General features: G+C 34.1%; 18 protein-coding genes. 3 read left to right on the top strand and 15 right to left on the bottom strand.

The annotated features are described in order from the left end of the window. The 3 genes from V7150_RS16565 to V7150_RS16555 all read right to left on the bottom strand — a co-directional run. On the bottom strand, window positions 1–520 hold a 520-nt coding region (locus V7150_RS16565; RefSeq protein ID WP_335520575.1), incomplete at its 3' end, for a pentapeptide repeat-containing protein. Window positions 521–702: 182 nt separating this feature from the next. After that, window positions 703–1167 carry a hypothetical protein gene (locus tag V7150_RS16560; RefSeq protein WP_335520573.1) on the bottom strand — a complete coding sequence of 155 codons (465 nt, stop codon included), beginning with the start codon at window positions 1165–1167 and terminating at the stop codon, window positions 703–705. Window positions 1168–1307: 140 nt separating this feature from the next. Beyond that, window positions 1308–1745 (bottom strand): GNAT family N-acetyltransferase, encoded by a 438-nt coding sequence (locus tag V7150_RS16555; protein ID WP_335520569.1) that lies wholly within the window; start codon window positions 1743–1745, stop codon window positions 1308–1310. Window positions 1746–2280: 535 nt separating this feature from the next. Between V7150_RS16555 and V7150_RS16550 the strand changes: the two genes are divergently transcribed. Further along, a complete protein-coding gene (locus V7150_RS16550; protein ID WP_335520566.1) occupies window positions 2281–2811 on the top strand; it encodes a hypothetical protein in 531 nt (176 codons plus the stop codon). A gap of 180 nt (window positions 2812–2991) precedes the next feature. Here V7150_RS16550 and V7150_RS16545 read toward each other — a convergent pair whose 3' ends face one another. The 4 genes from V7150_RS16545 to V7150_RS16530 all read right to left on the bottom strand — a co-directional run bounded on the left by V7150_RS16545 (window position 2992) and on the right by V7150_RS16530 (window position 6738). Next, entirely contained in the window at window positions 2992–3459 is a 468-nt protein-coding gene (locus tag V7150_RS16545) for a hypothetical protein (protein WP_335520564.1), read from the bottom strand. Between the two features lie 34 nt (window positions 3460–3493). Beyond that, the gene (locus tag V7150_RS16540; RefSeq protein WP_335520561.1) at window positions 3494–5116 is read right to left on the bottom strand and encodes a malate:quinone oxidoreductase; all 1623 of its coding nucleotides are present in this window, start codon (window positions 5114–5116) and stop codon (window positions 3494–3496) included. Window positions 5117–5185: 69 nt separating this feature from the next. Next, a complete protein-coding gene (locus V7150_RS16535) occupies window positions 5186–6037 on the bottom strand; it encodes an alpha/beta fold hydrolase (protein ID WP_335520558.1) in 852 nt (283 codons plus the stop codon). 314 nt (window positions 6038–6351) lie between these two features. Beyond that, window positions 6352–6738 carry a class I adenylate-forming enzyme family protein gene (locus V7150_RS16530; RefSeq protein ID WP_335520555.1) on the bottom strand — a complete coding sequence of 129 codons (387 nt, stop codon included), beginning with the start codon at window positions 6736–6738 and terminating at the stop codon, window positions 6352–6354. Window positions 6739–7371: 633 nt separating this feature from the next. Between V7150_RS16530 and V7150_RS16525 the strand changes: the two genes are divergently transcribed. Further along, window positions 7372–7797 (top strand): hypothetical protein, encoded by a 426-nt coding sequence (locus V7150_RS16525; RefSeq protein WP_335520552.1) that lies wholly within the window; start codon window positions 7372–7374, stop codon window positions 7795–7797. A gap of 53 nt (window positions 7798–7850) precedes the next feature. On the opposite strand, the gene V7150_RS16520 is transcribed toward V7150_RS16525, so the two are convergent. The 8 genes from V7150_RS16520 to dcuC all read right to left on the bottom strand — a co-directional run bounded on the left by V7150_RS16520 (window position 7851) and on the right by dcuC (window position 13447). Continuing rightward, the gene (locus tag V7150_RS16520) at window positions 7851–8039 is read right to left on the bottom strand and encodes a hypothetical protein (protein ID WP_335520549.1); all 189 of its coding nucleotides are present in this window, start codon (window positions 8037–8039) and stop codon (window positions 7851–7853) included. A 169-nt stretch (window positions 8040–8208) separates the two neighbouring features. Beyond that, window positions 8209–8394: a hypothetical protein gene (locus tag V7150_RS16515; protein ID WP_335520546.1), complete on the bottom strand. Its 186-nt coding sequence runs from the start codon at window positions 8392–8394 to the stop codon at window positions 8209–8211. Window positions 8395–8408: 14 nt separating this feature from the next. Further along, window positions 8409–9017, bottom strand: coding sequence for a hypothetical protein (locus tag V7150_RS16510; RefSeq protein WP_335520543.1), 609 nt, complete (start codon window positions 9015–9017; stop codon window positions 8409–8411). Then, window positions 9011–9289 (bottom strand): autorepressor SdpR family transcription factor, encoded by a 279-nt coding sequence (locus V7150_RS16505; protein ID WP_335520592.1) that lies wholly within the window; start codon window positions 9287–9289, stop codon window positions 9011–9013. The genes V7150_RS16510 and V7150_RS16505 overlap by 7 nt, the downstream gene beginning before the upstream one ends. Before the next feature lie 293 nt (window positions 9290–9582). Next, on the bottom strand, window positions 9583–10005 hold the full coding sequence (locus tag V7150_RS16500; protein WP_335520587.1) for an SgcJ/EcaC family oxidoreductase: 423 nt from the start codon (window positions 10003–10005) through the stop codon (window positions 9583–9585). 261 nt (window positions 10006–10266) lie between these two features. Next, a complete protein-coding gene (locus V7150_RS16495; RefSeq protein ID WP_335520541.1) occupies window positions 10267–11586 on the bottom strand; it encodes an amidohydrolase in 1320 nt (439 codons plus the stop codon). A 20-nt stretch (window positions 11587–11606) separates the two neighbouring features. Next, window positions 11607–11978 carry a M20/M25/M40 family metallo-hydrolase gene (locus tag V7150_RS16490; protein ID WP_335520539.1) on the bottom strand — a complete coding sequence of 124 codons (372 nt, stop codon included), beginning with the start codon at window positions 11976–11978 and terminating at the stop codon, window positions 11607–11609. 212 nt (window positions 11979–12190) lie between these two features. Further along, the gene (dcuC, locus tag V7150_RS16485; protein ID WP_335520536.1) at window positions 12191–13447 is read right to left on the bottom strand and encodes a C4-dicarboxylate transporter DcuC; all 1257 of its coding nucleotides are present in this window, start codon (window positions 13445–13447) and stop codon (window positions 12191–12193) included. A gap of 523 nt (window positions 13448–13970) precedes the next feature. On the opposite strand from dcuC, the gene V7150_RS16480 reads away from it, so the two are divergent. Then, window positions 13971–14361, top strand: a 391-nt coding sequence (locus V7150_RS16480; RefSeq protein ID WP_335520533.1) for a LysR family transcriptional regulator, incomplete at its 3' end; no start/stop codon positions are given.

Below are 14361 nucleotides of genomic sequence, written 5' to 3'. Positions count from 1 at the left end.
CTTTTAGTGAAGTTTGAGTAAAATCAACATCATTAATATCACCTTGATAAAATTTCACCTTGCTAAGTTTACAATCGTAATAGTTAGCACTCTGTAACGATGAACTATCATATATCACTTGTTTTAAACGAGCCTCAGTAAAATTACTTAAATTTGCAATACAATTTTCAAAAGAAACGTTTCCCAAATTACCTTCTGAAAAATCCACACCCAATAATTTACAGTCTTTAAAAGTGACTCTATGTATTATACCTTCACTTAAGCTGGCATTGGACAGGTCACAGTTTTCAAAAATCACATCAGTCATATCAATCTTCTTAAAAGAAACATTTATGAATGTTACATTTTTAAAAATAACTTTGGATAAAACTACCCGATTAATTTCCTCGTTATCAATTATTGCGTTTGTAATCATACAGTTCGATAAATATGGTTCTTCTTCATAAAAAATATCTCGAAAATTTGCTCTTTCTAAATTAGATGGGATTTTTGGAAGTTCAATTTTGAATCCTTTTGTCATAATACACACCTTTTAATGAGTAACTTAGTAATTAAGGATATTACTTAAACTTAACTCTACATAAAAAAACTTAAAATTATAAGCCTTTATTTTTTTTGGGAATTATGTCCACATAATCTAATTTTAGATTTTTACATCTTATACTAACTGCCCGTTAGCTTAAGTACAATTTTTCACAATCTTTATATCCCGCAATGATACAAATAATAATCACCTTCAGCTAATTGTACAGACATTGAAATTATTTTTTCAAATTGCTTAATTACTTCATCTTTATTGAAGACTTTCTTTTCATATTCACCCAACATCTTGCCACTTTTGGCATAAACAAATTCTCCAGTAAGCTCAAGTATATTAGGTGCATTTTTAAATAAATCTCTCCACGAAGAAAAAATACTTATTAAAGTTACAGAAGATTGCTTATCAAAAAGCGTAACACCATGATAGTTAAGACCTCGACCATTTGGAGTTCCACTCAGTGCTGGATTTTTACTTGGAATCCATTCTAATGTGTCAAAAATATATTGAATCAAATCATCATGTATTACAACACTGTCAAAAACACTGTTGTTTTTCTCTCTAAACATCCAAAAATCTTTTACATCGGTTGTGTTAGAAATAAGATAAAACTCATGCTCCAAGCCCATGGTTTCCTCCCTAAAATATAGCCTCGTTAGTTCTAATAGTAACATTTCTTCTTACACTAAACTCCCGTTACTTGAGTAAAGAAAAAAGGCGAATCTTCTTTATTGAAGAATCGCCCTTCTTCGTGAAAAAAGTCAGTTACTTATACCTGTAAATTCATAGTAACTGTTCTAATGCTAAATCCTAATTTTTCATACAGTTTAATTGCATGATTCCCTGCAAATGCACTTAGACGGACTTCTGAATATCCATCTTGTTTTAGATTGTCAATACCAGCTTTCATTAACCGTTTGGAAATCCCATTCCCTCTAAAATCTTCTATAACAAATAGTTCATAAATAAATCCATTCACCTTATCAGTAAATTGGTCTTTACTTGCCCCAATAAGAATCCATCCCATTAAATTATCATTCTCTGTTGCTATTAAATAATAGCTTCCCTTTTCCAGTAGAGGTTCAACAAGATGTTTGATTTTTTCATTTGTAGGTTTTACTTCACCCAATGTGCCATCAAATACTGCTTGCGGAGAAAGTAACATAATCTTTTTAAGTTCCGAATCGTTAGGTTTTCTAATATCCATTAATAACGTCTAGTCCTTTCAATATCCTTTTCTAAATTTTAGCATAATCCCCCAATAGTCTTCTTCCAAAGTCTATAATTACTTTAATTTCTTGTTCAACAAACCTGACCGTTCGCACAACAAAAAAAGGGATTGCCGCAGCAGTCCCCTTCTTAAATTCTTACAATTATTAGGTGAAAAACACCTAATAACCAAACAGCCTTCCTTAATATTTTTTAATTAATTTTACATATCTTAATGGAGATTCTTCACCTGATTCTGTTACAGCCAAAAGTAAAATTAATAGTTCCATATAATGTCTACCAATATAGTATCTTTTTACGAAAAATTAATCTATTTTATTCCATTTATTCTTAACAAACTGCTTGTTCACCAACAAAACAAAAAGCTTCCTGGGAAAAAGTAGTTGGATCTAAGTCAAAACATCAAATGAATTAACCATTTACATTTTCTAACACATATACTAAAATATAATTAAGTAAATTATTTTTTAGTAAAAAAATTTTTACTAAAGACTAATCGGAGGGGTAAGAGAATGAGCCTTTTAGATATTTACTTACAAAAAAATGGAAAGAAACGGTATGATGTATTCAAGGAAACTGGAATTAGTCAACAAATGCTTTCAAGTGTAAACAAAAAAAATGTCAGCAGTTATTCAGTTAAAACAATTCAAGCAATTGCTAAAACAGTGGAAAAAAGTGAAGGAATGGTGCTTGACGAATTATTACAGCTAGAGAAAGAAAATGCTTACTTTGAAGTTCATAATACCGAAGATTTACTATTAGCATTTGATAACAAGGAAACTTATATTGTAATCAAGGGAGATTATAAAAATGAAATGGAAGAGTTAGCTAAATCGCAGCTTTCAGAAACTGAAACACTAGGGTTGGAATTAGGTTCTGCTGGGACAATAAGTATTTTGGCAGAAGCAATTTATCAATTGGCAAATTTATTTAGTAATAAAGATCATGAACAAAAGAAAATTGAAAGCCAGATTCGTAGGTATAAAATTAAAAAAATCAATGAAAATGAGTTCCTATTGTATTTACGCCAATTAGATTATTAAATTAAGTTCGAAAATTCAAGTAGGCACAAATTAATATAAAAAAGTGAAGTAATTAAATGCAAAATAGAATTAAAAGCACGTAAAAAAAAACGTGCTTTTAATTTCTTTAATAAGTCATACAGAATACAAACACCATTTGAACAGTAGTCTTATTATTTCTTGAAGAAATCATATTCTTGCCTAGTTTCTCAAATAAACGAGATTGTTGCTTCTTTCTATTTGAAATTTTAAATCATCCTTTACACTAAGAATATGACCAGCATCTTTATTATTTTCAGATTCAAAAGATATTCCATACCCATTATTCTCAGGATATCCATATAAATAGCAGACCACTTTTCCATCCTTCAAAAAAACAATTTGATTCATTCCTTCATTTACTGTTTCACTGATACGATCCCATTTATAACCTACCGTTTCATATATATAATCCTTTGGGGTATATGGTTTAAAGGAATAAACCACATCCCATTCAAATGGAGTTATATCTAATAAATTTATTGTTTCAACGGAATGTCCAATTGATAACACTTCTTCTTTTAACAACTCTTCGTTTACATCCCATAAATCCTTATTTAATAGCTTTATTAGGATAGCTATACATAATATTCCGAAAGCAATAATCACTACTGCCTTTTTAGATTTCATATCTATACTCCACCTTGAGTCTACAGCCAAAGAATTAACTATAGACCAGTTCTTTTTCGCTTAGACCAAGCGTCTGTGCTGTTGAAGTATGAATTTCTTGGAAAAGCTCTGGGTTTTCCGTTAGTGACACGCCATAAGAAGGAATCATTTCTTTTATTTTTGGTTCCCACCCTTTCATATGTTGTGGGAAGCATTTTTTTAATACTTCAAGCATAACGTGAACTGCAGTAGAAGCACCTGGAGAAGCACCAAGCAATGCAGCTATCGAGCCATCAGCGGCACTAACAACTTCCGTACCAAATTGAAGTGTTCCTTTACCGCCGGCCTCTGTATCTTTGATAACTTGCACACGTTGGCCCGCTGTCACCGTATCCCAATCCTCACTTTTGGCGTCCGGAATAAACTCGCGTAATTCTTCCATGCGTTTTTCATGCGATAACATTACTTGCTCAATCAGGTATTTCGTCAAAGCCATCTCTTTTACGCCTGCCGCCAACATAGTGAATACATTATTCGGTTTTACGGAACCTATTAAATCAAAATTTGAACCAGTTTTTAAGAACTTTGGTGAGAAGCCGGCAAACGGTCCAAACAGCAATGTTTTTTTGTTGTCGATATATCTTGTATCAAGATGCGGAACAGACATTGGAGGAGCTCCAACCTTAGCTTTACCATACACTTTTGCATGATGCTGCTCTGCAACTTCCGGATTGTTACATACCATAAATAGTCCGCTTACTGGGAACCCCCCAATATGTTTTGACTCAGGAATACCGGTTTTTTGTAGTAAAGGCAGACTTCCGCCCCCACCGCCGATAAAGACGAATTTTGCAGTATGGTATTCGATTTTACCGCTATCGTTATCATGCACTTTCACTTCCCACGAGCCGCCGCTAGTAGGTTTAATATCCTCAACACTATGCTTGTAGTTTATCTCGACGTTGTTACTCTTTAAGTGTTCAAACAACATGCGCGTTAAAGCACCAAAGTTGACATCCGTTCCAGAGTCGATTTTTGTGGCCGCTATCGGTTCATTCAATTTACGGCCTTCCATGATAAGCGGAATCCATTCGATCAGTTTTTCAGTGTCATCGGAAAATTCCATCCCTTGAAACAAGGGATTGTTTGACAGCGCTTTAAAACGTTTTTTCAAAAACGCTACATTTTCTTCCCCTTGTACTAAACTCATATGTGGTATTGGCATAATAAAGTCCTGCGGATTACGAATCAGATTGCTGTTTACTAGATAAGACCAAAACTGTCTTGAAAGCTGAAACTGTTCATTAATTTTTATAGCTTTGCTAATATCTATAGATCCGTCAGATTTTTCAGATGTATAGTTAAGCTCGCACAGTGCAGAATGGCCCGTACCCGCATTATTCCATTCGTTAGAGCTTTCTTCTCCAGCGTTTGCTAGTTTCTCAAACACTTTGATTTCCCATTCAGGTGCTAGCGCTTTCAGTAAAGATCCCAAAGTTGCGCTCATGATTCCAGCACCAATTAAGATAACGTCTGTTTTGTTCTGAGTGTTACTCATTATAACCGCTTCCTTATCCCCTATATTTACAAAAAAGAGTAAGCGCTCCTGCTTAGATGTAAAAAAATCAAGGTGCCACCTAGGAACACACCTTTTCTGTCTCAATAATAACCCCTTCATAGTCTATTATAAATATTAATAGACTAAAATATCTACTATTATTCTGATAATTATATTATTTAAAAGCTACTAATCTGTTCCGCTAGATAATATGCTATTTATAACTCGTTTAAACTCGAACTCTTCTTCTATAAATGGATAATGGTTACTTTGTTCAAAAATATGTAGAGAAGAATTTGGGATTAATTCACTCATTTCGATTGAAAAATCTACAGGACATTGAACATCATGTCTGCCGCAAAGAATAACAGTTTTTGTTTTAACTGCTGACAATTGCCGAGTAACATCAAAAATAAGCTGCTCTCTAATAAAAAAATTCATTCTATTTGCAGACATTTTTTTAACGATATTTTTTGAAAAATATCGTTCATAATTTTCAGGTTTAAACAATGATAATTGAGTTCTCTCTTTAGATAATCTCTGCCTTTCATCTTCAGTAAGGTTTGGGAGTTTTAAAAGCTCGATCAATTCTTGCATTCTTTTAAATTTAGGATGTCCTTCATTATATATACACTTACTTGATGATGAGGTATATTCTCTTGCAGAAGAGCCGACAAGAATAAGTGATTTTAATGAGGTTGAAAAATGAATACCATATATAACCCCAATCATTCCACCTGTTGAATGCCCAGCAAATGTCCAAGATGATAAACCATTCACTTTTCGTATCTCTTCAAGGTCAAGCACAGCGTCAACCATGCTTAATTCATGTGCATTACTTCCTTTATCAGAGTTTCCAGCACCCTTTAAGTTAACTAAAAAAACTTTGTTAGTGTCTGTAAATGTGTCAGCAAAGTAATCCCCGGTCTCATTAAATTCGGAGTAATGATGAGTTATACAAATAGGTTCACCTTCTCCTTTTACAAAAACCTCAAAGTTTCCACGGAAAGTTTCAATCATTTCTCTTGTCCATTTAGACATACCGCTTCCTCCTTTGTAAAAATTTCTTTAGTCCTTCTCTTACCTGTCCTCAGCAAAAGAAGAACTTGATTATATTAGATTTCTTTTAATATCAAATAAACCCTTGATACTTAAGATTTTATTAATTTCAATTTATCATATTTTACACATTTATTAATTAGAATCCCTCTGGCAGAGTAGAGGTCAGACGAACCCCTATTCTCCTTATATTAAAAGAGGGTATTTCAAATGTATAGCTTTTGAAATACCCTCTTTTTCACTATATTTTATGGCAGCATCAAGATTAACTGCCATAATACTTACCGCTCTAAAAATTAAACAGCTAATACACTTTGGCTGCAGATTTCTACAATTTTCTTTTTATCAATTTTATCAACACCTGTTACAGGTAAGTGATCCACAATAATTATGTTTCGGGGGACCTTATATCCGCCTAGCTTCTTACGGCAATAGAGTTTAAGTTCTTCTTCTGAAATAGCTTCATATGGGATAAGAGAAACCATTGCAGAAACAATTCCCCCCCACTTTACATCAGGAATACCAACAACGATTGATTCACCAACAGCCGGATGCTCATTCAGTACATTTTCAACCTCCGATGGAAAAATATTTTCTCCACCGCTTATAATCGTATCCTTCTTACGCCCCACAATATAGAAATACCCATCTCGGTCTTGGGTTGCGAGGTCGCCAGTATACAATTGAGTTCCTCCTCCAATATGTAACAAGAATTATTCACTAAATAGTTGTAATTGTATTTTACTATTATAAAAATATGACCCCAATAGTAGGTAACACTTTGTATGGGTGTATAAATAGACCGAGCACAGAAAATGTAAGAAAACATCGTTCTTACATGGTAGACAAACATGCCGTGTTATGGCACCAGCAAATGATGTAAAATTTAATTTTCAGGATAGCTTAATAAGACTTAACCATCAGAGGTCCTTCAATCTCAAAGTACGATAATCCATTTCCGTAATAATCGTTTTTAGTTTCCTTCGAGTTAAAATTCCTTCATAGGTTCCCTCCCTGTTATTTCTCCCTACACTGATTCTTCTGTATTTTTATAACATTAACCTGCTCCGTTAATCGAATAAGGAAACATTACTTTGGTAATTAACCCTCTTTCATGGTCTCACTTTACCTGACTTTTCGTACAATTATAAATAGAGGAGTGAAGGAGGATGGCAAACCGAAAAAATAAAAATTCCAAACGAAAAATCACGAAATTTATCCTTTCCGCGATAATAATTGTTATATTAGTTAGTTCTTTATGTTTATTTCTGTCATTTATTTTTAAAAAGGACATGGTTTTGTCCGAAATGTTTTTTTTGTTAGCTGGAACTGTTTTTACCTTCCCCTTTTCGCTTATAGTCGCTTATAGTTTTAAAATGGTTAAAGTCATAGATAAAATAGTGATTCCTTTGTTTGTTGTTGGCTCTTTATTTTTTTCCGTAAAATGGGCTTTTTCAGCAGCACAACTATATCTTGATAAAGAAGCATATGATCAAAAAAATTTTAATGTTGCTAAAGGCATACCCTCTGAAGTTACCTATGATGGATCTAAAAATGGTCCCGATTACATTGATACAATCACAATAGACGATACAAAAATAAAAGTTTCAAATTTGTATATTTTAGAAAAAGATTTCAACAAACGATTGATGAATAAACCCCTAATGATTACGTACCTGCCAATAAGCAAGTACGCAATAAGTGTTGATCAATACAGCGGCAAAATTAAAGCAGACAATTGAACTACTTAATTAGTTTAATCCTTGTATTACGAATTAAGGATGATAATTTTCTTTTAACTTTCCTTTTGGGGCGTGTTTCTCTTATTCATTAACTTTATCACATGCTCATTGGGGCTCCAGCAATTAAATTTATAGTTCGTTTTTGTTTCATAACCTAATCTGCTGCAATAATATTTCATTCCTTCTGCTTTTTTCTCTGCTTTAAAATGCCGGCATGTCGCACAGCAATGGAAATCTTTCATAAACACATACACCTTTTTCTTACCCCCTTTGTTTTACAATATGGGGCAAATACGATACTAGACCGTCAATTTAATTCTTCAATTATCCTGCCCTTTGTTGAATAAGAAAAAGCCACCAAAAAGGGGTAGCTGGATCTTTAACTCTTGTACCCTTTAGCTCAGCAATATCTTATAAAAACTTTTCTGGGTTTCTTACTTTTAAACTTAATATAAGACCGCAATTAATACAGAAACAAGCATCTACTTCGGAGCATTTAATCATTGCTTTTTTCTTGAATAATGCTCCATAACCTTTGAACTCGCCAGTTCTAGTCTCCTTTGAACCGCATTCTGAACAAACTTTACCTCTATTCAATAAAACCCCCTCCATTATTTATTTAAATGTAATTGATATGCTTTATATGAAAGAAATATTGATAAAAGTAATGTACATAAAAGGATTGAGAAGAAGCCAATAAGGAGCAGATTTTCTGGAAGAAACACACAAAGTAACATGACTAACCCGCCAATAAACAATGGTAAAGAAAATGTGCGTACTACGATGTTCCATACTTGATGAGATGATTGTGATAATTCTGAGGAAGTTTTATTTATTTCTAATTTAAATCTAGGAAGAGTGTTAGCTGTGGTGATGAGTACGATACCCACGCTTAAAGGGATTAACAGGAGCAGGTTAACATCTGAACCTGTTGCGATCAGGATTAAGCTGGAATGAAGCATAAAAAGAATAATTGAAATGGACAAAAATATGCTCTCTATACCTTTTTTATAGCGAGAAAATGACCCTTGAGATTTAACGAGTTTTGGAAGATATAATAGACTACTGTTTACTAAACACATTGTAAATGGAATACTAAATAATAGTACTTCCGTATTTCCATATCTTGTTACTTCAAACGCCATAGTTGTATTATATAAATAAATACTGACACCAAAAGATAAGATAATTAATAAACCTATACAAACTTTTTTCAACATAAATCCTCCCCCTTTGTGGTTGAATTAAACTGAATAACCCACTTCAAAACATCCTGAAAAACGGTTGAATTTAAAGAATAGTAAACATACTGCCCCTTTTTAATGGCATACACTAATTCAGCATTTTTTAAAATAGACAAGTGCTGAGAAACTCCTGGTTTACTCATTTCAAAATGTTTAGCAATATCTCCTGCAGTCAAATCGCCATTTTGTAAAAGGTCTAAAATTTTTCTTCTATTTTCATCAGATAAAGCTTTAAATGTTTCATTGATGGACAACCATGGTTACCTCCTTTTAATATTTAAGTAATTACTTAATTACTTAAATTATAATCAATTGGATTATAATGTCAATAGATAATTTATTTCTTATTGAACTGCCCGTAAAAAAAATAGATCGCCACAGCGATCCATCTTGAGCTCAAGTACTCGTTTGTTTAGTAAAGAGATTGACTAAATTATTCGTAATAGAAATAAAAATCCCTTATTGAGTATTAACGAGATCTGTTTTACAGCACATTGTAGGTAAGTTAAATTAAACTCCAAATGGTTAGTGAATAGCAATATTACATATTGAAATTATATTTATTTTTTCTTTTTTCCCCCATGAAAATCTTTTGGATAAAGTTGGGACGCTTAATACGGCAATTATGGAAAGCAGAAAATTTCCATTCACCGTTCTTCCTAACAGCTACATTCGTATTTATTGAGTCCCTTGTTTTTGGTGCTTTCTTTTGCCACCTCATTTTGATTGCACCCACACCATGTATAATAGCAATATCCGATGATAAAAAACGGAGTTGTTTAATGTCAGCTACCATTGTAGAACCCCTCATAATTCCGTCGAAAAGCTTTTGATGCGAAACTGCAACAGATTGGCGACCTTTAAGATGTTTTCCGAAGAATGTAACATAATCAACATCATCAGTGAAGCACGCAGCGTAAGTATCCCCTTCACCAGAATTTGCCTGATTTACTTCATAAAATATTCAAAAAGGGAGTTGTTCTTCATGGCAAGATGGATTGATGTATCTACAACACAACATCTTTTAAAACTTTTTGATCGAAACAGTCTAATAAAAGCTTACCCCTTATCCATTCGACATTCCTCTTTTTCTCTTTTTAATGACTTATTTTTCAATCTAGGTTGCGAAGTAGTGATATTACTGCTCATTAGATTACGAAAATATCAAAAATCGAATTTGATAGACTTTTTTTGAGTTTGATTCTTTAAGGGGCTTGCAATGTGATTATTTTTCTTTTGATGCCATCTTTAACACGGAACGCACATTTAATTCTACACCTGCTGCTAGTACATCTTCATCAAAATCAAAATGGTTATTATGGTGTCCGGCTGCTCTATCTGCTCCAAGCATGTAATAAGTCCCTTTTCCTCCATGTTGCTGTACGGCACCCATTAAAGCGGCATAGTCTTCAGCTGCTCCGAAGTCCATATAGTCAATAATATTTGTAAAATAAGGGATTTCTCGTGCAACCTCTTTTACTACGGATGCTACCTCCGTATCACTCTCTCCACTGCTTGTACCACCCACCATTTCTATTTCAACTGCAACGTCATACATGTCAGCTGCTGCTTTAACGATACGTTTTGATTCTTTTACCATATAACTATCAATTTCACTATTTTCCCCTCTTGTTTCATACTTCATAACGGCATTCGGAGGAACAATGTTTCTTCCTTGTCCAGCTTCTAAGACCCCAACATTAATTCGAGAAGCGCCAGCTGCATGACGGGAAATAGCATGTAAATTTAAGGCTGCTGTTGCCGCAGCTAATAAGGCATTTTTTCCTTCTTGTGGAGCTGCTCCAGCATGAGCTGGTTCTCCTGTAAAAGTAGCATCAATCTTGGTAGTAGCTAAAAACTTGCCCGTTGCACAAATAAAATCGCCCGTATGTTTTGCGTTAAAACCGATGTGGCCTCCAATAATATAATCAACATCATCCACAACCCCGGCCTCAACCATTGCCTTGGCTCCTCTAACCCCCTCTTCACCCGGCTGGAATATGAAGCGAATTTTTCCCTTTAATTGATCCTTCATGGATATTAAAATTTTAGCTGTCCCTAAACCAATTGTCATATGTCCATCATGTCCGCATGCATGCATTGCATTTGAATTTTTTGATGAAAAGCCTTCACGATATGGCCGGTGTTCTCCAATTTCTACTTCCTGTATATCATTTGAGTCGATATCAAAACGTAAAGCAATAACTGGACCTGGTCCGCAATCTAGCTCTGCTACAACCCCTGTCTTTCCACCTTCCATTTGTTTTAAGAGTTCAGGGTCAGCTCCTTGTTCAATAGCACGCTGCATACAATTTTCTAAATGCTCTTTGCTGGGAACACCCATCATGCCTTTCTCTGCAATGATCACTGAGCCTAACTTAATAGAATATCCCCATTCTTTTAAATAATGAACCAGTTTGCTAGTTGTTCTGAATTCGGTCCATGCTGGTTCCGGATATTGGTGAAACTCTCTGCGGTACTTAACTAGTGTATCTTTCATACCATTTACAGTTTCTCTGATCATATCATTCTTTACATCAATCATGTCTATTCCTCCATTGCTAATTAATAAATGCTGTTTAACGAAACATTTGCGTCATTTGTAATATCTTCCAACGAGGAGTACTCTGCAATATTATGACTGATTCCATCCTTACTTGGAATAAAGATCATTCCCACATCCATAATTGGAACTAAATTCATCGCATCGTGGTCTGCACCACTGTGCATCATATAATAAGAATAATTTACTGAATCTGCTTCACTTTGAATCATTTTAGCAATCCAGGAAGACAACTGCACGGGCTTTTCATTGCTCAACATTTCATACTCAATGGTTACTCCACTGCGGTTTTGAATTTCTTGCAAAGTTTCCATTAACAATTTAATGGTCGACTCTTTGTCATCATTATTGACACTTAAACCGGCTGCTTCCATATTTGATTAATTAAGTAGTTGCGAGCCTTCATATCCTCTTGAGATAATGCTTAACGGGTCACACCACCATGAGGCAATGCACCGAATCGATTAATTTCTTTAATATACTTTTCAATTCTGGAGGAGACAACCTCCAAATTAGGGAATAAAGTCGAAATAGTCATATTCACATTCTCTTCCCTTCTTATGTTTCATTAGTTGTAAGCTTTTGCTTAGAGAAGAATAAACATTGAAACAATAGCTGCAATTATCATTCCAGGTGCATTTCGTTTCGCTAATTCCATTGGTTCTACATTTGCAATACCTGCACAGACAATCGCGGCACCAGCAATAGGAGACATCGTACGTCCAAGTGCCCCTCCAAGTGCAGCAATGCTCCCCATATTTACCATGTGTACTCCAAAATGATCAGCAAAAGGTGTAACCGCTTGATTAAATGCAAAAGCAGCAGCATCTCCTGAGCCACACACGACTCCTAAAATAAATGGACCAAAGGTAGCCGCTGTATTTACAATTGCTGGAGTATTAGTCATTGCATTAATAAAAGCATCAACAAGACCACACGCATTCATTCCAGCCACAAAGACTCCTGCAGAAATGATAATACCCATAATATCTGCATATGATTTACCCATTCCAGTAAAGAACGATTTTACTAAATTTGTAGGATTTGCCCTTGTAACGATTAGTGCTATAATAACACCTATTAACATTGCTTCCGCGACGCCCATTTTTATTACTGGTAGGCCCGTTGACCCCAATATTAATAAAACAACAGGAATAATAGGGACAACAGCACGAAGAATACTCGGTTTTTCGATATCTTTATTCACATTCATTTCTGAATGATAGCCTTTATGCTCTTTCAAGATAAAAGCTATAATTCCCAAACTAACTGCTGCAATCACCCCAGAAGTAATTGTGGCTCCTGCATGAACTTGAATAACTTCCGTCGGTTGTACTCCTGCAATCTTACCAACAAATGCGTTATGAGAAGTGCCAGGGTTTAGCATGCTACCAAAAGTACCGGCAAAAACAGCCGTAGCTGCCATAGCAGGATGAATACCAGCACCGATCATTACTGGAATAAAAATTGCACCTACTGCAGCAGCTGTACCAGCAGCACTTGGCAATGCAATATTAATCAAAAAAGTTCCAATCGTTGCCAATGGGACAAGGAACATTCCTGTTTTCTTTAAACCACCAGCTACCAAACTTACTAGATGTTTATCACATTCCGTAAACTTTAGTACATACGCAAAACCCATGACCGATAAAATTGCCTGAATTAGGCTGCTAGTAACCATGTTCTCCGAAAAGGCATTTAACGCGCTCATAGGTTTCCCTGCAATTATGGCCATTAGTAACCCTGCAGCGATAAGTACTAATCTTGCCTCTTTTTTCTTGATAAGAAAATAAATAGCTCCAATCACAACAATAGTACCAACAATTAGAATTACAGCATTCATACTCATCTCTCCTAAGTTTGGGAGTAATTGAAATACATTTTATTCGTCTTGTTCAATATTTCACAATCCATTTTCCTTTGTAGCTAACTAGTATTTTTTATAAGCATATATGAAAAACAACTCCTCTCTTTTACGTAATTGTTATGTGAATAATTCTTATTACAGTTTTATTATTACTCACTTTTTTGATTATATTAAATTGCAATTCTTTATAAACTTATAAATTTTCATTATAAGTGTTTTTATTGTCATCGTTAACAAAGCCGCAATAATGAATCAATTGACTATTTATATTCACTTATTTTTAAGGATTTGATCTATAATCTATGATTTCTATTTCTATAAGAAAATAAAAAGATCAGTAGTTAGGCAGCGTTAATTTATCTTGCATAATTATTCACTTCCCGAGAAGAATTGTTCCAATAAATAACCAAATTGTTATTTTTCTAATATAATGTTTCCTGAATATATTGGTAGAATAATAATTGTGGAGAAATACAATCCAGATTAGAGGTGGGTAAATTTGGAAATAAAGCAAATGAAGTACTTTTGCAAAGTAGCAGAATTTAAAAGTTTTACAAAAGCAGCAAAAGAATTGTTTGTTTCACAGCCAGCCATAACAAACTGTATTCATCAGTTGGAAAATGAACTAAATGTTAAATTGTTTACAAGAACAACCAAAAAAGTATCTTTAACTCATGAAGGGAAGCTATTCTTGAATAGAGTTAAACCAATACTGTCTGACATTTCTTCAAGTATTGATGAAATAAAAAGCTGCAACAAATGCCTTACTCTAGAACTTTCATATTTGATGCACAACCCAATATTCTTGCAATCTTTATTGCAATTTAAAAAAAATTATCCAGACCTTTGTTTAAAAATTAAAGAGAACGGTTCCATACTTATATTAAGTG

The organism is Neobacillus drentensis, assembly GCF_036965245.1.
In the GTDB taxonomy this organism is placed as follows: domain Bacteria; phylum Bacillota; class Bacilli; order Bacillales; family Cytobacillaceae; genus Neobacillus; species Neobacillus drentensis_G.
The sequence above is the reverse complement of the archived record's forward strand: the minus strand, read 5'-3'. Positions and strand labels throughout refer to the sequence as shown.